The organism is Mycetocola reblochoni REB411 (assembly GCF_900163835.1).
Lineage (GTDB): Bacteria > Actinomycetota > Actinomycetes > Actinomycetales > Microbacteriaceae > Mycetocola_B > Mycetocola_B reblochoni.
Genome location: NZ_FUKR01000006.1, coordinates 87,486 through 109,735, shown reverse-complemented (window position 1 = coordinate 109,735; position 22,250 = coordinate 87,486). Strand labels below are relative to the sequence as shown.

The following is a 22,250-nucleotide window of genomic DNA, read 5'->3' as shown; positions in this document are numbered from 1 at the left end:
AGACAAGGAGCAAAAAGCATGGCGGAACGCGTTGTACTCGCATACTCGGGTGGTCTCGACACCTCGGTCGGGATCGGTTGGCTGAAGGACGCCACGGGGAAGGACGTCGTCGCTCTGGCGATCGACGTGGGCCAGGGCGGTGAGGACATGGACGCGATCCGTCAGCGTGCGCTCGACTGCGGCGCCGTCGAGTCCGTGGTCGTCGACGCCAAGGAGGAGTACGCGAACGACTACCTCGTCCCGGCGATCAAGGCGAACGCCCTGTACCAGAAGCGCTACCCGCTCGTCTCCGCACTGAGCCGGCCCCTCATCGCCAAGCACCTCGTCGCGACGGCACGTGAGCTCGGCGCCGACACGGTCGCGCACGGCTGCACCGGCAAGGGCAACGACCAGGTCCGCTTCGAGGCCGCGGTCGCCGCTCTGGCCCCCGAGCTCTCGTCGGTCGCCCCTGTGCGCGACTTCGCGCTCACCCGCGACAAGGCGATCGTCTACGCGCAGGAGCACAACCTGCCCATCGAGCAGTCGAAGAAGAGCCCCTACTCGATCGATCAGAACGTGTGGGGCCGCGCCGTCGAGACCGGCTTCCTCGAGGACCCGTGGAACGCGCCCATCGAGGACCTCTACACCTACTCGAAGGACCCGGCGACGCCCCGCGAGGCCACCGAGGTGACGATCACCTTCACCGAGGGCGTGCCGACCGCGATCGACGGCACCCCCGTGACTCCGCTGCAGGCCGTTCAGCTGCTGAACACGCTCGCCGGCGACCAGGGCATCGGCCGCATCGACATCGTCGAGGACCGCCTGGTCGGCATCAAGTCGCGCGAGGTCTACGAGTCGCCCGCGGGTCTGACCCTGATCACGGCCCACGAGGAGCTCGAGAACCTCACCGTCGAGCGCGACGTGGCCCGCTACAAGCGCGGCGTCGAGGCGGAGTGGGCGAACCTCGTCTACGACGGCCTCTGGTTCTCCGGTCTGAAGCGCTCGCTCGACGCGTTCATCGACGAGACCCAGCGCTACGTCAGCGGCGACGTCCGGCTGACGCTGCACGCGGGCACCCCGACGGTTACCGGCCGGCGTTCGGGCCAGAGCCTCTACGACTTCGACCTGGCCACCTACGACACCGGCGACACCTTCGACCAGTCGCTCGCGAAGGGCTTCATCGAGCTGTGGTCGCTGCCGAGCAAGATCTCGGCCCGTCGGGACGCGGCGCAGTAGCGGTGGCGGGGACGGAGCAGCCGGCGTCGTCGGCGGGGAACCGCGCCGAGGAGCCGGGAGCCCTGTGGGGCGGTCGTTTCGCGTCGGGCCCGTCGCCCGCGCTGGCCCGGCTGAGCAAGTCGACGCAGTTCGACTGGGTGCTGGCCGCCTACGACATCGCGGGGTCCCGTGCGCACGCCGCGGCCCTCGCGGACGCGGGCTACCTGACCGCCGAGGAGCTCACCGCCATGCGGGACGCCCTCGACGTGCTCGAGGACAGGGTCGCCCGCGGCGAGTTCGTGGCGGCCGAGTCCGATGAGGACGTCCACTCCGCGCTCGAGCGCGGCCTGATCGAGGTGGCGGGAGCCGAGCTCGGCGGCAAGCTCAGGGCGGGGCGGAGCCGCAACGATCAGATCGCGACGCTCGTCCGGCTGTATCTGAGGGACCATGCGCGCGTCATCGCGGGCCAGCTCGGTGACGTGGTCGACGCGCTGGTCGCTCAGGCGGCGGCGCACCCGGATGCGGCGATGCCGGGACGCACCCACCTCCAGCACGCCCAGCCGGTCCTGCTCGCCCATCAGCTGCTCGCTCACGCGTGGCCGCTGGTCAGGGATCTCGAGCGTCTGCGCGACTGGTGGGGCCGTGCCTCCCAGTCGCCGTACGGCGCGGGGGCGCTCGCGGGGAGCTCGCTTGGGCTCGACCCGCGTCTGGTCGCGAACGAGTTGGGGCTGTCGGAGCCGACGGAGAACTCCATCGATGCGACGGCCGCCCGTGACGTCGTCGCGGAGTTCGCCTTCATCACGAGCATGATCGGCATCAACCTCTCGCGGTTGAGCGAGGAGATCATCCTCTGGAACACCAAGGAGTTCGGCTTCGTCACGCTGCACGACGGCTACTCCACCGGGTCAAGCATCATGCCGCAGAAGAAGAACCCGGACATCGCCGAGCTTGCCCGGGGCAAGTCGGGGCGGCTCATCGGGAATCTCAGTGGACTGCTGGCGACGCTCAAGGGGCTCCCGCTCGCGTACAACCGCGACCTGCAGGAGGACAAGGAGCCGGTCTTCGACTCGGTTGAGACGCTCGAGGTCCTGCTGCCGGCTTTCGCCGGGATGGTGGCCACACTCACGTTCCACACCGAGCGGATGGCAGAGCTCGCGCCGCAGGGGTTCTCCCTGGCGACGGATGTCGCCGAGTGGCTGGTCAAGCAGGGGGTGGTGTTCAGGGACGCGCATGAGATCTCCGGCGAGCTCGTCCGCTTCTGCGAGGAGCGCGGGCTGGCTCTCGATGAGCCGTCCGACGCCGAGCTCGCCCAGGTGTCGCCGCGTCTGACCCCCGCCGTCCGTGAGGTTCTCACGGTTGAGGGGTCGATCGGCTCGCGTCTGGGCGTGGGCGGGACGGCTCCCGAGCGTGTGTCGGATCAGCGTCGGCAGTTGCAGCGTCGTCTCGACGACGTGCTCGTGGCGCTCGGCGTCCCGTTGCGCTGAAGACCGACCGAGCACCACGCGACCCCGGACCGATTCGTCGGTGCGGGGTCGTGGCATGCCGGGGCGCGAGCTGTGGAGCCGCTGCGTCGGTCCCGTTCGTGCGGTGACCGACCGCGGCGCCGCACTGTGGTCGGGAGCGCCGCGGCGCCGACGTGCGGGCGCGTGTGCCGGTGATGGCCCGCACGGGCCTGCCGGTGCCGACGCGCACGGCTGGACCGGCGCTGGCCCGCACGGCGGCGAGAACCGCGATGCGCTCAGCGCAGGACGAGCGCGGGCGAGACGCTGAGCGCCGCCCAGCCGAGGCTGGCGAGCGTCCCGATGATGAAGCGTTCCCTGGCGGCGGGGGAGTCGAGCTCGGTGAATCGTCCGAGCCCCTTCACTGCGACCACGATCGCGACGGCGGTGAGGGCGCCGGCCAGCAGTGCGCCCGCGGTCAGGAACCGTTCGAGGTATCCGATCGTCGTGCCGCCTTTGAGGAGCTCCCCGTCTGCAATGCGGGGACCGCCCGTGTCGGTCGTCGCTGCGGTGGCGGGGGAGCCCCGGTGGTTCCGGCCGCCCCGGTCGGCGCTCCTGAGCACGATCTCCGTGAGGGGGGATCCGCCGAGGGTGGCGAGGACGATGCCGAGGATCCCGACGACGACGGCGATGCCTGAGCTGTTCTGGCCTGTGGCGAGCGCCGTGACGAGCGCCGCTGCTGTGACGGCCCCGGCGGCGATCCCCGGTCCGTCGCTCGTCGACCGGCGGGCGATCAGCGCGAGGACCAGCGCGGCGACGAGGGCGCCGAGGACCGTCAGCTGGGCGGCGATGTCGAGTGCGCCGAGGGGAGCGAGGGAGTCGGTCATGCGGGTGTGCCTTCGCTGTCGTCGAGAATGCGGAGCAGGGTGGCGAGCGTATCCCGTCCGGCCCTCTCCGTGCCGATGGCCGCGGTCTTGATCCGCTGGCTCACGGCGCTCGGACTGATGGCGAGCCGCTCGGCGATGTGCGTCTGGCTGAGGCCGGACTCGAGCAGGCCGGCGACCTCCCATCCGGGGGCGCCGCGGCGATCGCGGAGTGCGATGAGGAGCTCGGCGACGGCCTCGGCGTTGCGGTCGCTCAGTTCGGTGGAGGAGCCGCCGCGGATTGCCACTCGCCAGGCGGAGCGCTTCGCGGCGGTGACGGCGTCGCGGGCCAGGAGGAAGGCTTCCCCGCTGCCCGCGCGGACGGAGGGGGGAAGCGGCTCGTCGACGTCTCCGATTCCGATTCCGATGCTCCATGCGCCCTCGGCGCTCAGCGACAGAGCGATGGCGACGGTGACCGTGGGGTCGGCGACGGCGAGTTGGAACTCGTCGCCAGCCGTTCTCTCGGGACGGCGGATGAGGTCGCCGGTGTGTGTCCTGGTGATCGCGCGCATGGTCGGTTCGACACGGTCGGCGCCGTGCCTGCTGTCGCGTTGGTCGACGGTGAGGATGAACACCAGACTCCTTAAGCCCACAAGCTAAATCCTAGCTTCTTAAGTCCACAAGCTAAATCACCGGCTGCCGGCAGGTCAAGCCCTCCCGCGCCGCTGGTAGTCTTGTGCGGTGACAGAATCCCACCTCGTTCAGCAGAACAACGACCCCGAGTTCGACAACGTCTGGGATGAGATCGTCTGGCGGGGACTGGTCCATGTGTCGACTGATCAGCAGCAGCTGAGCGAGCTTCTCGCCGGCGAGCCGATCACCTTCTACTGCGGGTTCGACCCGACCGCCGAGAGTCTGCACCTCGGCCACCTCGTGCAGCTGCTGCTCATGCGACGCCTTCAACTGGCCGGTCACCGACCGCTCGGGCTGGTCGGCGGCTCTACCGGGCTCATCGGAGACCCGAGGCCGACCGCCGAGCGCACGCTCAACACGCCTGAGGTCGTCGCCGACTGGGTCAGCAAGCTTCAGGCGCAGGTGTCCACCTATCTCAGCTTCGAGGGCGACAGCGCCGCGCGCCTGGTCAACAACCTCGACTGGACCGCCCCGTTGAGCGCCATCGACTTCCTGCGCGAGATCGGCAAGCACTACCGCGTCGGCACGATGCTGAAGAAGGACGCCGTCGCTGCCAGACTCAACTCCGATCAGGGGATCAGCTACACCGAGTTCAGCTACCAGATCCTGCAGGGCATCGACTTCCTCGAGCTGTACCGCAGCACGGGCTGTGTTCTGCAGACGGGGGGGAGCGATCAGTGGGGCAACCTCACCAGCGGGACGGACCTCGTGCACAGGGTGGAGCGCGCGACCGTCCACGCGATCGGCACCCCGCTGATCACGAACACCGATGGGACCAAGTTCGGCAAGAGCGAGGGCAACGCGATCTGGCTCAACCCGGACATGACGAGCCCCTACGCCTTCTACCAGTTCTGGCTCAACACGGATGACGCCGATGTCGTCGACCGGCTCAAGGTCTTCACCTTCCTGAGCCGAGCCGAGATCGCGGAGTACGCCGAGCGGATCGAGACAGAGCCGTTCCGCAGGGAGGGCCAGAAGCGCCTTGCCCAAGAGGTCACGACGCTCGTCCACGGTCGGGCGGCGACGGACGCGGCCGTTGCTGCCGCTGCTGCGCTCTTCGGGCAGGGGCGTCTCGACGATCTTGACCCCGACGTTCTGGCGTCGGCCGTGAGGGAACTGCCGAACGCGACCGCTGCTCCCGGGCTTCCGGTCGTTCAGGCGCTGATCGAGACCGGGCTGTGCACGAGCCTGGGGGAGGCGCGGCGCGCGATTGCCCAGGGCGGGGTGTCGGTGAACAACGCCAAGGTCACCGATGCCGATGCGGTGCTCGCCGGAGTGCTTCCGGGTTCGATCGACGTCATCCGCCGTGGGAAGAAGACGCTCGCAGGGGTGTTCATCGACGGCTGATGTCAATGGGGCGCCCGACGGCGAAGCCATGAAGCGGAGGATGCCGCGACCCTCGGGGTCGTGGCATCCTCCGCTTCAGTTGGAGCAGGGGGCTGTCGCCGCGATACCGACTCGCGGCGCAGACCTGAGGGCTGCCTCGGCCTGCCGACATCGCCGGCCTCGAATGCGTCGCTCGTTTCAGTGGCGTGCATCGTCGAACCGGTGGCGTCTCCGTGCGTATTCCCGCCCGTCTCCTGGGCCCGGACGGTGTGTGACACGCCCGGGTGGTGGTGGGGTTTGGTGGTGGGGTTGGGTGCGGCATAGAGTAACTACTCGTCACCCCAAAGGTGCGGCGGAGCGGAAGAGCTCGCCGGCCTCAAGTGGGGACGATCTCATCTTTCTTTGCCTCGTTTTTTGCGGGGTGTTTGGTGAGCTGGATGCCACCTGGTCTGGGTGTGATTCACGGCCGCGAGAGCGACACGCCGGAGTTGCGCTGGAGGGCTGGTGTGCTAGTCTAGACAAGTTGCCTCGGAGCGAGGGCCTTAGGGTCTGAATCCGGGTGCGTCTGGTCCTTGAGAACTCAACAGCGTGCACATGTCAAATGCCAAATAAACCTCGTGTCTGATCATTTCTGGTCGGATCGAGATTTCTTTGAGAATATTAAACAACAAAGCAAGTCAGTTGACTTGTTCTGTCAGTTTCAAACTCGCGGCTGTCCATCTTTTTCCGGTGGGTGGTCGCATCTTAATGTGCCGGCCTTCGGGTTGTGCAGATAAACATTTATGGAGAGTTTGATCCTGGCTCAGGACGAACGCTGGCGGCGTGCTTAACACATGCAAGTCGAACGATGAAGCCGGAGCTTGCTCTGGTGGATTAGTGGCGAACGGGTGAGTAACACGTGAGTAACCTGCCCTTGACTCTGGGATAAGCGCTGGAAACGGCGTCTAATACTGGATACGACCTTCCCCGGCATCGGGTGTTGGTGGAAAGAATTTCGGTCAAGGATGGACTCGCGGCCTATCAGCTTGTTGGTGAGGTAATGGCTCACCAAGGCGACGACGGGTAGCCGGCCTGAGAGGGTGACCGGCCACACTGGAACTGAGACACGGTCCAGACTCCTACGGGAGGCAGCAGTGGGGAATATTGCACAATGGGCGAAAGCCTGATGCAGCAACGCCGCGTGAGGGACGACGGCCTTCGGGTTGTAAACCTCTTTTAGCAGGGAAGAAGCGAAAGTGACGGTACCTGCAGAAAAAGCACCGGCTAACTACGTGCCAGCAGCCGCGGTAATACGTAGGGTGCAAGCGTTGTCCGGAATTATTGGGCGTAAAGAGCTCGTAGGCGGTTTGTCGCGTCTGCTGTGAAATCCCGAGGCTCAACCTCGGGCCTGCAGTGGGTACGGGCAGACTAGAGTGCGGTAGGGGAGATTGGAATTCCTGGTGTAGCGGTGGAATGCGCAGATATCAGGAGGAACACCGATGGCGAAGGCAGATCTCTGGGCCGCTACTGACGCTGAGGAGCGAAAGGGTGGGGAGCAAACAGGCTTAGATACCCTGGTAGTCCACCCCGTAAACGTTGGGAACTAGATGTGGGGGCCTTTCCACGGTCTCCGTGTCGCAGCTAACGCATTAAGTTCCCCGCCTGGGGAGTACGGCCGCAAGGCTAAAACTCAAAGGAATTGACGGGGGCCCGCACAAGCGGCGGAGCATGCGGATTAATTCGATGCAACGCGAAGAACCTTACCAAGGCTTGACATATACCGGAAACGGCCAGAGATGGTCGCCCCGCAAGGTCGGTATACAGGTGGTGCATGGTTGTCGTCAGCTCGTGTCGTGAGATGTTGGGTTAAGTCCCGCAACGAGCGCAACCCTCGTTCTATGTTGCCAGCACGTAATGGTGGGAACTCATGGGATACTGCCGGGGTCAACTCGGAGGAAGGTGGGGATGACGTCAAATCATCATGCCCCTTATGTCTTGGGCTTCACGCATGCTACAATGGCCAGTACAAAGGGCTGCAATACCGTAAGGTGGAGCGAATCCCAAAAAGCTGGTCCCAGTTCGGATTGAGGTCTGCAACTCGACCTCATGAAGTCGGAGTCGCTAGTAATCGCAGATCAGCAACGCTGCGGTGAATACGTTCCCGGGCCTTGTACACACCGCCCGTCAAGTCATGAAAGTCGGTAACACCCGACGCCGGTGGCCTAACCCGCAAGGGAGGGAGCCGTCTAAGGTGGGATCGGTAATTAGGACTAAGTCGTAACAAGGTAGCCGTACCGGAAGGTGCGGCTGGATCACCTCCTTTCTAAGGAGCATCTGGCACTCTTCGGGGTGTCCAGGCGCCAGATCAGGACCGAATGTGTTCTGCTGGTTAGCTCATGGGTGGAACGTTTGATGTGATGCTGGATTGATGGTCTGGTTTGAGTACGCCTTCGGGTTGGAAAGAGCTGGGTTGGATTGAGAGCATATGCACGCTGTTGGGTCCTGAGGGACCGGGCCGGCTTTCGGGTCGGACTGAACCTCTGGGCCTTTTGTTGTTGCCATTACTGGGTGACGCGGAAGGCGCCGACCGTACTTTGAGAACTACACAGTGGACGCGAGCATCTTAGATTCGAGGCTTTCGAGTCTCGGATCACAAAGATCTAGATTTATATAGATCATTGGTCAATTTTTCTAAACGAAGAATCGATTCAAACTCATGTGATTTCAAGTTTCTAAGAGCAAACGGTGGATGCCTTGGCATCTGGAGCCGAAGAAGGACGTAGTAATCTGCGATAAGCCTCGGGGAGCTGATAAACGAGCTTTGATCCGAGGATTTCCGAATGGGGAAACCCCGCTGGGCGTACTTGTGCGACCTAGTGACTCCCGTCTGAATATATAGGGCGGGTAGAGGGAACGTGGGGAAGTGAAACATCTCAGTACCCACAGGAAGAGAAAACAAAAGTGATTCCGGTAGTAGTGGCGAGCGAAACCGGATGAGGCTAAACCGATCATGTGTGATAGCCGGCGGGCGTTGCATGGTCGGGGTTGTGGGACTTTTCGTGTCGTTCTGCCGGACGACGAACGTTAGTGAGCGATATAGACGAACAGCATTGAAAGGCTGGTCATAGAGGGTGCCAACCCCGTAGTCGAAATGTCGTGATCGCGTGAAGAGTATCCCAAGTAGCACGGGGCCCGAGAAATCCCGTGTGAATCTGTCAGGACCACCTGATAAGCCTAAATACTCCCAGATGACCGATAGCGGACAAGTACCGTGAGGGAAAGGTGAAAAGTACCCCGGGAGGGGAGTGAAATAGTACCTGAAACCGTTTGCTTACAAACCGTTGGAGCCTCCTTGTAGGGGTGACAGCGTGCCTTTTGAAGAATGAGCCTGCGAGTTAGCGATATGTGGCGAGGTTAACCCGTGAGGGGTAGCCGTAGCGAAAGCGAGTCTGAATAGGGCGATTCAGTCGCATGTCCTAGACCCGAAGCGAAGTGATCTATCCATGGCCAGGTTGAAGCGCGTGTAAGAGCGCGTGGAGGACCGAACCCACTTAGGTTGAAAACTGAGGGGATGAGCTGTGGATAGGGGTGAAAGGCCAATCAAACTTCGTGATAGCTGGTTCTCTCCGAAATGCATTTAGGTGCAGCGTTGCGTGTTTCTTGCCGGAGGTAGAGCTACTGGATGGCCGATGGGGCCCAAAAGCTTACTGACGTCAGCCAAACTCCGAATGCCGGTAAGTGAGAGCGCAGCAGTGAGACTGTGGGGGATAAGCTTCATAGTCGAGAGGGAAACAACCCAGATCACCAACTAAGGTCCCAAAGCGCGTGCTAAGTGGAAAAGGATGTGGAGTTGCATAGACAACCAGGAGGTTGGCTTAGAAGCAGCCACCCTTGAAAGAGTGCGTAATAGCTCACTGGTCAAGTGATTCCGCGCCGACAATGTAACGGGGCTCAAGCACGCCACCGAAGTTGTGGCATTGATATTTTTGGTAGGCCTTCGTGGTCCAGCCGTATTGATGGGTAGGAGAGCGTCGTGTGGCGAGTGAAGCGGCGGTGTGAACCAGCCGTGGACGCCACACGAGTGAGAATGCAGGCATGAGTAGCGAAAGACGGGTGAGAAACCCGTCCTCCGAAAGACCAAGGGTTCCAGGGCCAGGCTAATCCGCCCTGGGTAAGTCGGGACCTAAGGCGAGGCCGACAGGCGTAGTCGATGGACAACGGGTTGATATTCCCGTACCGGCGAAGAACCGCCCAAGCTAATCCAGTGATGCTAAGAGTCCGAATCCTGTTATGGATCCCTTCGGGGTGATGTTTCAGGGCTAGCGCTCGACCCTATGCTGGTGCGGTTAGCGTATTAACAGGTGTGACGCAGGAAGGTAGTCAGTCCTAGGCGATGGTTGTCCTAGGCCAAGGTTGTAGGCCGAGAGATAGGCAAATCCGTCTCTCATTGAGGCTGAGAACTGAAGGGGAGCCCGTAAGGGCATGATCTGATGATCCTATGCTGCCGAGAAAAGCATCGACGCGAGGTTCTAGCTGCCCGTACCCCAAACCGACTCAGGTGGTCAGGTAGAGAATACTAAGGAGATCGAGAGAATCGTGGTTAAGGAACTCGGCAAAATGCCCCCGTAACTTAGGGAGAAGGGGGGCCTAAAGCGTGAATGGACTTGCTCCAGGAAGCGCTGCAGGGCCGCAGAGACCAGTGGGAAGCGACTGTTTACTAAAAACACAGGTCCGTGCGAAGTTGCAAAACGATGTATACGGACTGACGCCTGCCCGGTGCTGGAAGGTTAAGAGGAGGGGTTAGCTTCGGCGAAGCTCTGAATTTAAGCCCCAGTAAACGGCGGTGGTAACTATAACCATCCTAAGGTAGCGAAATTCCTTGTCGGGTAAGTTCCGACCTGCACGAATGGCGTAACGACTTCCCAGCTGTCTCAACCGCGAACTCGGCGAAATTGCACTACGAGTAAAGATGCTCGTTACGCGCAGAAGGACGGAAAGACCCCGTGACCTTTACTACAGCTTGGTATTGGTGTTCGGTGTGGCTTGTGTAGGATAGGTGGGAGACTGTGAAGTGGGCACGCTAGTGTTCATGGAGTCGTTGTTGAAATACCACTCTGGTCATATTGGATATCTAACTTCGAACCGTGATCCGGTTCAGGGACAGTGCCTGGTGGGTAGTTTAACTGGGGCGGTTGCCTCCCAAAAAGTAACGGAGGCGCCCAAAGGTTCCCTCAACCTGGTTGGCAATCAGGTGGCGAGTGTAAGTGCACAAGGGAGCTTGACTGTGAGACTGACAGGTCGAGCAGGGACGAAAGTCGGGACTAGTGATCCGGCAGTGGCTTGTGGAAGCGCTGTCGCTCAACGGATAAAAGGTACCTCGGGGATAACAGGCTGATCTTGCCCAAGAGTCCATATCGACGGCATGGTTTGGCACCTCGATGTCGGCTCGTCGCATCCTGGGGCTGGAGTAGGTCCCAAGGGTTGGGCTGTTCGCCCATTAAAGCGGTACGCGAGCTGGGTTTAGAACGTCGTGAGACAGTTCGGTCCCTATCCTCTGCGCGCGTTGGAAATTTGAGAGGATCTGACCCTAGTACGAGAGGACCGGGTTGGACGAACCTCTGGTGTGTCAGTTGTTCCGCCAGGAGCACCGCTGATTAGCTACGTTCGGGATGGATAACCGCTGAAAGCATCTAAGCGGGAAGCCGGCCTCAAGATGAGATTTCCATACCTTCGGGTGAGAGGCTCCCAGCCAGACTACTGGGTTGATAGGCCGGATGTGGAAGAGAGGACTAACGACTCTCGGAGCTGACCGGTACTAATAAGCCGATGACTTGATTATCTTTCACACCTTTGAGTGTGTGCATGTTTTTGAATTTTCGTTTCGCGTCCACTGAGTGGTTCTTGATGTACGGTCAAGGATCACGAACCTAATGAACTTTGGTTTGTGTTGATAACATCAATAGTGTTTCGGCGGCCATAGCGAGAGGGAAACGCCCGGTTACATTCCGAACCCGGAAGCTAAGACTCTTTGCGCCGATGGTACTGCACGGGGGACCGTGTGGGAGAGTAGGACACCGCCGGACTTAATTTAGTAGAGGCCACCCTTCGGGGTGGCCTCTACGCATTTAACGAACTTTTGTTGCGGACTCGTCTTGGCCGGCGGCAGTAGTGGCGAGTCGGCCGCATGTGTGCGGTTGCAGATGTGAGTGCGACCCTGGCTGCGCACGGCTGGCCACCTCGCCGTGACTGTGCTCACGTCGTTGAGGCGCGACGCTGTGGCGGAGGGAAATGATCTCCTGCTGTGGCTCATTCCGCTCTCGTTGCTGATCGTCCAGCTCTCGTTACGGATGCGCCCACTATTGCTTCGAGTCGTGTGCCTGCTGCGGATCGGCGACTGCTGCAGCGGATCGGCGACTGCTGCAGCGGATCGGCGACCGCTGCTGCGAAAGGCCTGCTGCTAAGGCCCCGCGATCGGCCAGATGATGTGACCGTGAGCTGCGACGAACGGTGCGTCGAGGCATTGTCGTTGCGCTGGACCGACGGCGTCGCAGCCACGGGTGAGAATGCGTGTCGTGTCAGCGTCGTCTACTCCACCGCATGGACGGTGGCCACGCCCCGGGCAACGCGGAGTGAAGAGCACGTGGGGAACCTGGCTTGGCCATCACCTGCCGGCGTGCGGTGTGCACCGTCGACCGGTGTGCTCGGCGAGCGGGCTTTACTGGCGGGCGCGTGGGGGATCTGTGCGGAGCGCAAGATCTGATATTGAGCGGGCGTGTGCACCCGGTGGAGGAGGCGACACGTCGGTTGCCTCCCCGGTGGCCGGGTTCGAGGGGGAGGCGGGTCGCTGGGTGCTCATCCCCGAGGGGCATGTGCGGTTCAGGGGCCTGCTCAACTCGACCTGGCGGAGCTCCGGCCGTGGCCTGTAGACATACACATGGGGCCCGTTCCTTACGGAACGGGCCCCATGTGTTCGCACGCCGGTCGAAACCGGCAGGATGCGACTTAGAGCGGACGGATGTTCTCCGCCTGAAGGCCCTTCGGGCCCTGCGTGATCTCGAACTCGACCTTCTGGTTCTCGTCGAGGCTGCGGTAGCCGCTGCTTGCGATCGCGCTGTAGTGAGCGAAAACGTCGGGGGTTCCGTCGTCGGGGGCGATGAATCCGAAGCCCTTTTCAGCGTTGAACCACTTGACCGTACCTGTTGCCATGCTTTTCTCTTTCGTGAGGATCGACATCCGACCTTCGAACGTCGTTGCCGCGGTGTGTGTAACCCGCTCCTCAGAAAAGCGCACCGACACTTTGGTCGAAGCACTTGAAATACCAACGTGCAACACAGCGACGTCTTCATAGGCTAACCCATGATGGCTCGGGCGTCTGCCCCCACTTCACCGGAGTTGCAATAACCGACCGGCGAGGTCGTGGGAAGCGAGTCGCTTCGGCGACGGTGCTCGGCTGACAGGTCGAGCCGGTGCAGGTCGAGCCGGTGCAGGTCGAGCCGGTGCAGGTCGAGCCGGTGCATGTCGAGCCGGTGCAGGCCGAGGCGGTGCGGGCGCACGTGACCTGGGCTCACCTGGTGCCGATGGATGCCGTGCGGGTTGAGGCAGGGTGCGAGCCGCGTCGGTACGACAGGCGGACGAGGGCAGGGCTGAGACCGTGCGCGCTGAGACCGTGCTCCTGGCTTGGGTAGACTGCAGTGGTGAATGACAGCGTCCCGCCGTTCGGCCTCCTCCTCGACGTCGACGGACCGATCGCCAGCCCCGTGACCCGGACCGTGGCGATCTCGAGCATCGTGACCGACCTGACCGCCCTGGCCAACGCCGGCATCCCGATAGCGTTCAACACGGGCCGATCGGACGCGTTCCTCCGCGACGTCGTCGTCGCACCGCTCGCGTCTGCGGGGCTCGGGCAGGACGTGACCCTCTACGGGATATGCGAGAAGGGCGGAGTCTGGTTCCGCATCACCGCCGCGGGGGGCTCCGAGCCGGAGATCTTCGTCGACGAGGAACTCGCGCTCCCGGCGGAGTACTCGGCCGACATCGAGCGTCTCGTCGCTGAGCGCTTCGACGAGATCATGTTCTTCGATCACACGAAGCGTTCGATGGTGTCGGCGGAGCAGCACATCGGCACAGACGACGAGGCCTACCGCACGGCGCAGTACGACTTCGACATGATCGCGATGGAGAAGCTCGTAAAGCTCGGCTTCGGGGTGAGCCGCGAGGACGACGTCCGGCCGGCCGCGGACGGCAGCGTCAGGTACCGCGTCGACCCGACGATCATCTCCACCGACATCGAGTCGAGCGCGGTCGGCAAGGACACCGGGGCGGACCGCTTCCTCCAGCTGCTCGCCGAAGACGGTCGTCCGATGCCGTCCCGCTGGTACACCGTCGGCGACTCGCGCACGGACTACGCCATGGCCCAGTGGCTGCACGAGCGCGGCGAAGAGGTCAGCCACGTCGATGTGCGGCCGGCCGACGGCGTGCCGAAGACGGCCTACCCCGTGCTGACGTACGGCGACAGCATCCACGACGACGCGGGAGCGCAGTTCCTTCGCGAACGGGCCAGCGAGCTGTCCTGACGCCGCCGCCGGCGCTTCACGTCGCGGACGCCTCGGCCCGCCCGTGGCGCTGCGGCTGGCGTGGCGCTGCGGCTAGCGTGGCGCTGCGGCTAGCGTGGCGCTGCGGCTAGCGTGACGCGGCGCGACCGTAGCCGCGGCGGATCCGGAAGCCCTTCGGCGTCTCCGAGAACCCCGCCCGGCGAAGGGCGAAGGCGAACGGCTGACCGATGACGAACGCACCGTTGACGACCTCGATCGTCAACTGGTCGACGCTGCCCGCGGTCACGACCCCGGAGATCACGCGAGCCGTCTGCTCCGCATCGTCTTCGTCATCGCTAAGCAGAAGCAGCGTCCGGCCACCACGCTCGAGGTAGGCCACCAGGCGCCCATCGCGCAGTACGACCATCGCCCCCGCCTTGCGCGCCGGGCGGTGGGGGGAGGCCTCATCCTCGCGGCTCGGCCAGGGGAGCGCCGCGCCGTAGGGGTTGGCCGGATCCGTCGCCGCGAGCAGCAGAGTGCTGTCGTCACGGTCGTCTGCCTCGTCGAGGCGCTCCCTCGACCTGAGCTCGTCGACGGCAGCCGAGCTGGCGAACTGGGCCGCGCCGAGACCGTCGATGAAGTACCCGCGGCGGACGCGTCCGGTGTCCTCGAACTCGCTCAGAACGCGGTAGCTGAGGGCGAAACCGCCCGGCTTCCCCTCGGCGACGACGGAGCCGCGGGTGACGACGCCGTAACGGTCGAGCAGGACCTCAGCGGTCGCTGCTGCCCGCTCCGTCGTCGTGCCGAGCCCGGGCAGCACGGACCAGCGTCCGGCGAGGCTCGGCGTGGACGCGCTCGCGGCGGCCGACCTCAGCCCCCTCGCGCGGTACACGGAGGCCCGCGCGGGTGCCGAGGCCGTCCGGTGTGCGCCCCTGCCGCTGAGCAGCGTGCGGACGGGCGCGAACGTGTCGTTGGTGATGCGCCCGGACCAGCAGAGGTCCCAGACCGCGTCGATCAGCGCGGTCGTGATCGGGCGGTCGAGGGCCTGAGCGATCTGGGAGAGGAAGAAGCCGCCTCCTCGAGCGAGCACACCGAGGACCTCGGCACCGAGCGCGCTCGGGTCGGGGCCGTCCGGTGCCGCCAGGGTCAACGGGGCGGTCTCCGCCAGGTGCAGGGCGACGAGCCCGTCGCGCCCGGACAGGGTCCCGGTCCCCGACCAGACCACCTCGCCCGCGGCCGTGAGCTCGTCGAGCATCGCCGGCGAGTAGTCCGCGACCCGCTGCGGCAGGATCAGCGACTCCCAGGCGCTCGCGGGCGCGCTCGCGCCGCTCAGCTGCTCGATCGCCCTCAGCACGCCGTCGACACCGCGCAGCTGCCCCCCGACGCCCTGCCAGCGTGGGAGGAACCGGGCGAACGCTGCGGGGGACACCGCCTCGACCTGCTGGCGGAGCGCAGCGAGCGACCGCATCCGGAGGCGACGGAGCACCCTGACGTCGCACCACTGCGACTCGTCCGGCGTGCGCGGAGCGGGGACGTCGGGCAGGAACCGTGCCGTCGTGACCACCCCGTCGGCGGCCAGGGAGGACAGCGCCGCATGCACCGCGGCCGTGCCGAGCCCGAACGCGGCCGAGGCGGCCGCCGTGGTGAACGGTCCGTGGCTCCTCGCGAAGCGGGTGAGGAGCTCGGCGAGCGCCGAGTCGGTGACCTCCGTGAAGGCACGGGGGATCCCGATCGGCAGCGGCACACCGAGTGCGTCGCGGAGTCTGCCCGCGTCCTCGATCGCGGCCCAGCGTGCCTCGCCGGCGACGGGGAGACGGATCGCCCTGCGCGCGGTGGCGAGCTGTTCGGCCAGCGCCTCCGCCTGCTCCGGTCGCAGCGCCCCTCCGGCCTGGTCTGTGGTCCGGTCCCCGTCGGGGCTCGCGCCGGGCGCGCTGTCGGCCGCTTCGTCCGCCCGCAGTCGGAGGGCGAGCTCGCCTGCGCTGAGCGGGCCGAGCAGCCGGAGCAGGTCGGCCGCCCCCTCGACGCCGCGCAGGCGACGATCCGGCGCCGTTCGCTGCAGCTCCGCCTCGGTCCGGAGGATCACGTCTGCGTCGAGCAGGTCGCTGAGCTCGACGGTGCCGAGCAGCTCCGCGAGGAGCGAGTTGTCCAGCGCCAGAGCCGCGGCCTTGCGCTCCGCCAGCGGGCTGTCGCCCTCGTACATGAACTCCCCGACGTAGCCGAACAGCATGCTCCGGGCGAACGGGGACGGGGTCTGCGTGGTCGTCGTGACGATCTGCACGGAGCGTGCGTTGATGCGCCTGGCCAGATCGAGCAGGGCCGGAAGCTCGTAGACGTCCTGCAGGCACTCCCTGACCGCCTCGAGCGTGATCGGGAACTGCGGGTGGTCGCGCGCCACATCGAGGAGCTGGGCCGAACGCTGCCGCTGCTGCCACAGCGGGGACCGCTTGCCCGGAGCGAGGGTCGGCAGCAGGAGCGCCCTGGCCGCGCACTCCCTGAACCGGGACGCGAACAGCGCTGACCCGCCGACCCGCTCGGTGACCAGCCGCTCGAGCTCGTCCTCGTCGAACACGAACAGCTCCGCGCCGGGCAGCTCGGCGTCGGTGTCGGGCAGGCGGACGATGATGCCGTCGTCCCCGGCCACGGCCGAGGCCTCGACCCCGAAGCGCTCCTCGATCCGCGCCCCCACGGCCAGGGCCCACGGGGCGTGCACGCGGAGGCCGTACGGCGAGTGCAGCAGCAGCCGCCAGTCGCCGAGCTCGTCGCGGCTGCGCTCGAGGACGAGCATCCGGTCGCTCGGGACGCGGCCGGTGGCCTCGCGCTGCTCCGCGATGTAGCCGAGCAGGTTCTGCGCGGCGAAGCCGTCGAGCCCGATCGCGTCGAGCCGGGCCGCGGCCGTCTCGCCGTCGGCGGCGTCCAGCTCGCGGGTGAACGCGCCGAGCGCCCGGCCGAGCTCGGCCGGCCTGCCGATCGCGTCGCCCTTCCAGAACGGCAGGCGGCCGGGCTGGCCGAACGCGGGCGTGACGAGCACCCGGTCGAAGGTGATCTCCTGGATCCGCCAGCTGGTCGCACCGAGGGCGATGACGTCGCCGACCCTGGACTCGTAGACCATCTCCTCGTCCAGCTCGCCGACGCGGGCGCCGGCCGTGCGCGTCCGCTCGGCCCGGTGCGTCGCCGCCGGCTCGACCGACCCGCTCGCCGCCGAGGGGCGCCCGTCCGCCGCCGGCTGCGTGTCACCGACCATGAACACGCCGTACTGCCCCCTGTCGGGGATGGTCCCCCCGCTGGTCACGGCGAGCCGTTGGGCGCCCGGACGCGGGGAGAGCGTCCCCGCGTCCCTGTCCCAGACCAGTCGCGGACGCAGCTCGCCGAAGCGTTCAGAGGGGTAGCGCCCGCTGACCAGCTCGAGCGTCGCGTCGAAGGCGCTCCGCGGAAGGGTCCGGAACGGGGCGCTCCGTCGGACGGCCTCGAACCAGGCGTCGACGGGGACCGGCTCGAGCGCGGCGTGAGCGATCGTCTGCTGCGCGAGGATGTCGAGCGGGTTGCGGGGCACGGCGATCGCCTCGATCAGGCCGGCCCTCATCCGCTCAGTCACGACGGCGCTCTGCAGGACGTCGCCGCGGTGCTTGGGGTACAGCGCACCGCGCGACACCTCGCCGACCTGGTGACCCGCGCGTCCGACCCGTTGCAGGCCGCTGGCGACGGAGGGCGGAGACTCGACCTGGACGACGAGGTCCACATCGCCCATGTCGATGCCGAGCTCGAGGCTCGACGTCGCCACGACGCAGCGCAGCTGGCCCGACTTGAGCGCCTCCTCGATCGCCGCGCGGCGCTCCTTGGACACCGAGCCGTGGTGGGCGAGCGCGAGGACGGGAGCGTCGTCCCTCTGCGGCCCCGTCTGACCGCTTCCGAGCACCTCGGCCGGAGGCCGGCCGCCCCTGACGGGGTCGGCGGGGCCGAGCACGCGGCGCTCGTAGATCTCGTTCATCCGGGCGGTCAGCCGCTCCGCCAGCCGACGCGAGTTGGCGAACACGATGGTCGACCGGTGCGCGAGAACACGGTCGACGATGGACTCCTCGATGTGCGGCCAGAGCGCGTCGGGGGCTCCGCCGTCCTCGTCGCGCGGGGCGCCGGGGGCCGGGCCGGGGCTGGTCATGTCGGCCACGGGGACGGTGACGCTCAGCTGGAAGCGTTTGCTCGCGGCGGGGTTGACGATCGTCACGGGGGCGGCGCCGCCGAGGAAACGGGCGACCTCCTCGGCCGGGCGCACCGTCGCCGAGAGCCCGATGCGCTGGGCGGGCGCCGCGAGCAGGGCGTCGAGACGCTCGAGGGAGACGGCCAGGTGGGCGCCGCGCTTGCTGGCGGCGATGGCGTGGATCTCGTCGATGATGACGGTGTCGACGGAGCGGAGGGTGTCCCTCGCCGCACTCGTCAGCATCAGGTACAGCGACTCGGGGGTGGTGATGAGGATGTCCGGCGGGCTCGACAGCAGGGCGCGCCTCTGCGCGGCGGTCGTGTCGCCGGAGCGCACGCCGATGGTGACCTGTTCCGCGTGCTCGCCGGCGACAGCGGCGGCGGCCGTGATCCCCGCCAACGGTGCGTGCAGGTTGCGTTCGACGTCGACGCCGAGGGCCTTCAGCGGGGAGATGTAGAGCACCCGGGTGCCCCGTGCCCCGCCCCTCGGCTCGGAGATGAGCCGGTCGATCGACCAGAGGAACGCCGAGAGCGTCTTCCCCGACCCGGTCGGGGCGATGATGAGGGCGTGCTCGGCTCGGGCGATGGCGGCCCAGGCTGCGGTCTGGACCGCGGTCGGGGCGGCGAACACCCCCGTGAACCAGCGTCGCGTCGCTGCGCTGAAGCGCGTGCTCAGTGCCCCCGCCGCGGACGGCTCATCGTCCGGCCCCGTGGGGGTGGCGCCCCGCGCGATCGCGTCGACGGGATCGCTCTCGTCGTCATGCTCGACGCCGGTCTCGTCCTCGTGGTCGTCGTGCTCGGTGCGGGCCACCGGTCAGGCGCCGAGCTGCTTGTCGACGAACGCCGAGACGTCGGCGAGCTCCTGCGCCGACACGGCGTGGGCGAGGCCCTCGTAGATGCGTCCGCTCAGCGTGCTGTGGCCCGGCAGCCAGTCGGTCGTCCGCAGGATGGCGGCGGGCGAGATCACCTCGTCCGCGCTGCCGCGGCCCCAGAAGACGGCGGGGCGCAGCTCCGCGAGCTCGTCGTCGCCGTCGTGCGCGCCCTGCGCGACGAATCCGGCGAGGTTGACGGCGTAGCGGAACCGGGAGGGGGCGTGTCTCAGCAGTTGGAGGGCGGTGGCGCCGCCCTGGGAGAAACCGAGCAGCCCGACGCTGCGGAACCGGCCCTCCGCCTCGACCGCGTCGAGCCAGGCGAGCACGGCGCGGGCGGCGTCGTCGACGGCATCGGCGCGCGGGCTGCCGGGGTCGTCGAGGGGGAACCAGGCATGGCCGTCGACCGGCCACTGCGCCGTCACCGGCGCCCGGAGCGACGCGAGGACGAGCCCGGCGGGAAGCGAGGGGGCGAGACCGATGAGGTCACCCTCGTTCGAGCCGTAGCCGTGCAGGAGCACCAGGAGGTCGGCGCCCGCCCGGTCGGACGGCGCGGCCGACCACACGGTGACGCTGTCGTCGATGGCAACACTCATGGCACTCCTCGGATGGCGGACAACTCCAGCGTAGACGCAGCCCCCGACACCACCGAGAGGTGACGGGGCGCCCGGCAGACGGTATGAATGGAGCATGAGCGTGCGCACCCCGGACCCCGAGCCGATCCCCGAGCCCGGCGAGACGCCCAACCCGGCGTGGCTGAGCGACATCGAGCTCGCACGGGTGCGTGAGCGCCTGCCCCTGCTCTACGTCGAGGCCATCCCCGTCCGCGTCGACGGCCTCGGTGTGGTCACAGAGATCGGCGTTCTCCTGCGGGCGACGGCCCTCGGCGAGATGACCAGGACGATCGTGTCCGGCCGAGTGCTGTACGGCGAGACGGTTCGTGAGGCGCTGTTCCGCCACCTCGAGAAGGACCTCGGCCCCATGGCCTTCCCCCTGCTCCCTGCGTCGCCGGTGCCGTTCCAGGTCGCCGAGTACTTCCCCATCCCCGGGATGGGCCCGTACACGGACGAGCGGCAGCACGCCGTCTCGCTCGTATTCGTCGTGCCGGTGACGGGGACGTGCGAGCCACGCCAGGACGCTCTCGAGATCACCTGGATGCCCCCGGAGGAGGCCGCCTCATCCGACATCGTCGACGACATGGAGGGCGGCCGCGGCGCGCTGCTGAAGGCGCTGGTGTCCTCGCTCGGCCGGCTCTAGCCTCGAGGACGCCGAGTCGGCGTCCGCCGTGGCCAGGACACGACGGCAGGACACGACGAGGGGGCGGGGAGCGGAACGCCCCCCGCCCCCTCGTGGCGTGTTCAGACGGTCAGCGCGCGCTCGACGCCCTGCGGTGACGGCGCTCGCCGCCGGCGGGGGCCGCCGAGCTGGTGCTGTGCCTGACGGCGGATCCCCCCGAGGTGGACCGGCCGCCCTGCGCACCGCCGCGTCGCGAGGAGGGGGCGACGTCGGAACGGCCGGAGCCGCCCCTGCCGCGCCCGCCGCCGGACGACTGCGTGGTTGCGCCCGAGCCGCCCTGGGCGCTCCGGCCGCCCCGACGTCCGCCGGAGGACTGGCGCTGCCCGTCGCCGGCCTCGCCGCGCGCCTGGCGCTTGCGCTGGGCGTTGCGCCCCTGGGACCCGGCGGCGCTCTGCCTCTGCTGCTGGGCGTGCTCGATGGGCGCGGGCTTGACGTACGCGGCGACCTCGCCGACGAGCTCGGCCACGGCGGGCGAGTCGGCGGTCACGGCCACGGGGGTGACGGTGATCTTGGCCTTGCGCAGCAGCTTGTTCAGGTCGTCCCGCTGCGTCGGCAGGCACAGGGTGACGACGTCGCCGTCGCTTCCCGCGCGCGCCGTGCGGCCGGAGCGGTGCAGGTACGCCTTGTGCTCCATGGGCGGGTCGACGTGGATGACCAGCTCGACGTCGTCGACGTGCACGCCGCGCGCGGCGACGTCGGTGGCGACGAGGACCTTGACCGAGCCGTCGCCGAACGCGGCGAGGTTGCGGTCGCGCGCCGCCTGCGACAGGTTGCCGTGCAGGTCGACCGCGGGGATGCCCTGAGCGGTCAACTGCTTGGCGAGCTTCTTCGCGTGGTGCTTGGTCCTCATGAACAGGATCCGGCGGCCGGTGCCGCGGGCCAGCGCGGTGACGAGGTCCTTCTTGGCCTCGACGCTCGGCGTCTCGAACACGTGGTGGGTCATCGCGGCGACGGGGGAGTTGGCCTCGTCGACCGAGTGGAGCACCTCGTTGTGGAGGAAGCGCTTGACGAGCTTGTCCACACCGTTGTCCAGCGTGGCGGAGAACAGCAGGCGCTGCCCGTTCTCCGGCGTGGCCGACAGGATCCGCGTGACGACGGGGAGGAAGCCGAGGTCGGCCATGTGGTCGGCCTCATCGAGCACGGTCATCTCGACCGCGTCCAGGCGCACGTGGCCCTGCTTCATGAGGTCCTCGAGGCGGCCGGGGCACGCCACGACGATGTCGACGCCGCGGCGCAGCGCCTCGACCTGGCGGTTCTGGCTGACGCCGCCGAAGATCGTCGTCGTGGTCAGGTCGTAGGCCGCGGCCAGCGGCGCGAGGACCGCGTCGATCTGGGTGGCCAGCTCGCGGGTCGGGGCGAGGATGAGACCGACGGGGCGCCCGGGGCGGCGGGCGCCGCCGGCGAGCTCCGTGCCCAGGCGCGCGGCCAGCGGGATGGAGAAGGCCAGGGTCTTGCCCGAGCCCGTCTTTCCGCGGCCGAGGACGTCGCGTCCGGCGAGGGTGTCGGGGAGGGTGTCGGCCTGGATGGGGAACGGCTCGGTCTTGCCCGCTGCCACGAGCACGCGCTCGATGGGGGCGGGGACGCCGAGGGAGGAGAAGGTTGCGGTTGTCATGGTGCCTTTCTGGCAGGACCGCACGAGCAGCGACCGCGCGGTGCGCGGGTGAGTGCGGGAGGATGGCGAAGGCGTCGGGTGACGCATCCGTTCGCCGTATGAAAAGTCATCGCCCGAGTGGGGTGAACCTGCCGGGGGAGCCCCGGGCTGTCGGGTGGGCCGGTGCGTGACCGGTGTGATGCGTTCTACGACGCGCAGGGGCGAACCCCTGTCTCGGCCGAGTCTAGCGCACCGTCGCCCCGATGTGGCGGCGGATG

General features: G+C 66.7%; 12 protein-coding genes and 3 rRNA genes. 8 read left to right on the top strand and 7 right to left on the bottom strand.

The window, feature by feature from the left end:
* Window positions 1-18 precede the first annotated feature (18 nt).
* Both FM119_RS01220 and argH read left to right on the top strand, forming a co-directional pair.
* Window positions 19-1,215 carry an argininosuccinate synthase gene (locus tag FM119_RS01220; protein ID WP_087135870.1) on the top strand — a complete coding sequence of 399 codons (1,197 nt, stop codon included), beginning with the start codon at window positions 19-21 and terminating at the stop codon, window positions 1,213-1,215.
* Between the two features lie 2 nt (window positions 1,216-1,217).
* Window positions 1,218-2,678 carry an argininosuccinate lyase gene (gene argH, locus FM119_RS01215; RefSeq protein ID WP_087135869.1) on the top strand — a complete coding sequence of 487 codons (1,461 nt, stop codon included), beginning with the start codon at window positions 1,218-1,220 and terminating at the stop codon, window positions 2,676-2,678.
* Window positions 2,679-2,932: 254 nt separating this feature from the next.
* On the opposite strand, the gene FM119_RS01210 is transcribed toward argH, so the two are convergent.
* Entirely contained in the window at window positions 2,933-3,520 is a 588-nt protein-coding gene (locus FM119_RS01210; RefSeq protein WP_245827168.1) for a hypothetical protein, read from the bottom strand.
* The gene (locus FM119_RS01205) at window positions 3,517-4,131 is read right to left on the bottom strand and encodes a hypothetical protein (RefSeq protein ID WP_087135868.1); all 615 of its coding nucleotides are present in this window, start codon (window positions 4,129-4,131) and stop codon (window positions 3,517-3,519) included. The genes FM119_RS01210 and FM119_RS01205 overlap by 4 nt, the downstream gene beginning before the upstream one ends.
* A 106-nt stretch (window positions 4,132-4,237) precedes the next feature.
* Here FM119_RS01205 and tyrS point away from each other — a divergent pair, with 106 nt between their 5' ends.
* The 4 genes from tyrS to rrf all read left to right on the top strand — a co-directional run bounded on the left by tyrS (window position 4,238) and on the right by rrf (window position 11,577).
* Window positions 4,238-5,536 carry a tyrosine--tRNA ligase gene (tyrS, locus tag FM119_RS01200; RefSeq protein WP_087135867.1) on the top strand — a complete coding sequence of 433 codons (1,299 nt, stop codon included), beginning with the start codon at window positions 4,238-4,240 and terminating at the stop codon, window positions 5,534-5,536.
* A gap of 758 nt (window positions 5,537-6,294) precedes the next feature.
* Window positions 6,295-7,817 (top strand): 16S ribosomal RNA (locus FM119_RS01195).
* Window positions 7,818-8,216: 399 nt separating this feature from the next.
* Window positions 8,217-11,333, top strand: a 23S ribosomal RNA gene (locus tag FM119_RS01190).
* 127 nt (window positions 11,334-11,460) lie between these two features.
* Window positions 11,461-11,577, top strand: a 5S ribosomal RNA gene (gene rrf, locus FM119_RS01185).
* Together the 16S, 23S and 5S rRNA genes form the textbook arrangement of a ribosomal RNA operon.
* A gap of 919 nt (window positions 11,578-12,496) precedes the next feature.
* Here rrf and FM119_RS01180 read toward each other — a convergent pair.
* Window positions 12,497-12,700, bottom strand: coding sequence for a cold-shock protein (locus tag FM119_RS01180; protein WP_087135910.1), 204 nt, complete (start codon window positions 12,698-12,700; stop codon window positions 12,497-12,499).
* Window positions 12,701-12,843: 143 nt separating this feature from the next.
* Window positions 12,844-13,047: a hypothetical protein gene (locus FM119_RS01175; RefSeq protein ID WP_087135866.1), complete on the bottom strand. Its 204-nt coding sequence runs from the start codon at window positions 13,045-13,047 to the stop codon at window positions 12,844-12,846.
* Between the two features lie 141 nt (window positions 13,048-13,188).
* On the opposite strand from FM119_RS01175, the gene FM119_RS01170 reads away from it, so the two are divergent.
* Window positions 13,189-14,067, top strand: coding sequence for a hypothetical protein (locus tag FM119_RS01170; protein WP_245827167.1), 879 nt, complete (start codon window positions 13,189-13,191; stop codon window positions 14,065-14,067).
* A 106-nt stretch (window positions 14,068-14,173) separates the two neighbouring features.
* Here the strand turns inward: FM119_RS01170 and FM119_RS01165 are convergent, their stop codons facing one another.
* Both FM119_RS01165 and FM119_RS01160 read right to left on the bottom strand, forming a co-directional pair.
* Entirely contained in the window at window positions 14,174-18,892 is a 4,719-nt protein-coding gene (locus tag FM119_RS01165) for an Lhr family ATP-dependent helicase (RefSeq protein ID WP_087135909.1), read from the bottom strand.
* A 138-nt stretch (window positions 18,893-19,030) separates the two neighbouring features.
* Window positions 19,031-19,681 (bottom strand): alpha/beta hydrolase, encoded by a 651-nt coding sequence (locus FM119_RS01160; RefSeq protein ID WP_087135864.1) that lies wholly within the window; start codon window positions 19,679-19,681, stop codon window positions 19,031-19,033.
* 94 nt (window positions 19,682-19,775) lie between these two features.
* On the opposite strand from FM119_RS01160, the gene FM119_RS01155 reads away from it, so the two are divergent.
* Window positions 19,776-20,342 (top strand): NUDIX hydrolase family protein, encoded by a 567-nt coding sequence (locus FM119_RS01155; RefSeq protein WP_087135863.1) that lies wholly within the window; start codon window positions 19,776-19,778, stop codon window positions 20,340-20,342.
* Window positions 20,343-20,451: 109 nt separating this feature from the next.
* Here the strand turns inward: FM119_RS01155 and FM119_RS01150 are convergent, their stop codons facing one another.
* Window positions 20,452-21,993: a DEAD/DEAH box helicase gene (locus FM119_RS01150; RefSeq protein WP_087135862.1), complete on the bottom strand. Its 1,542-nt coding sequence runs from the start codon at window positions 21,991-21,993 to the stop codon at window positions 20,452-20,454.
* Window positions 21,994-22,250: the final 257 nt, after the last annotated feature.

What these genes read in the sequence shown, in the direction of transcription:
- FM119_RS01220 (WP_087135870.1), top strand. Translation starts at nt 19, where the DNA reads ATGGCGGAACGCGTTGTACTCGCATACTCGGGTGGTCTCGACACCTCG.
- FM119_RS01180 (WP_087135910.1), bottom strand. Translation starts at nt 12,700, where the DNA reads ATGGCAACAGGTACGGTCAAGTGGTTCAACGCTGAAAAGGGCTTCGGA.
- FM119_RS01155 (WP_087135863.1), top strand. Translation starts at nt 19,776, where the DNA reads ATGAGCGTGCGCACCCCGGACCCCGAGCCGATCCCCGAGCCCGGCGAG.
- FM119_RS01150 (WP_087135862.1), bottom strand. Translation starts at nt 21,993, where the DNA reads ATGACAACCGCAACCTTCTCCTCCCTCGGCGTCCCCGCCCCCATCGAG.
- FM119_RS01160 (WP_087135864.1), bottom strand. Translation starts at nt 19,681, where the DNA reads ATGAGTGTTGCCATCGACGACAGCGTCACCGTGTGGTCGGCCGCGCCG.
- FM119_RS01210 (WP_245827168.1), bottom strand. Translation starts at nt 3,520, where the DNA reads ATGACCGACTCCCTCGCTCCCCTCGGCGCACTCGACATCGCCGCCCAG.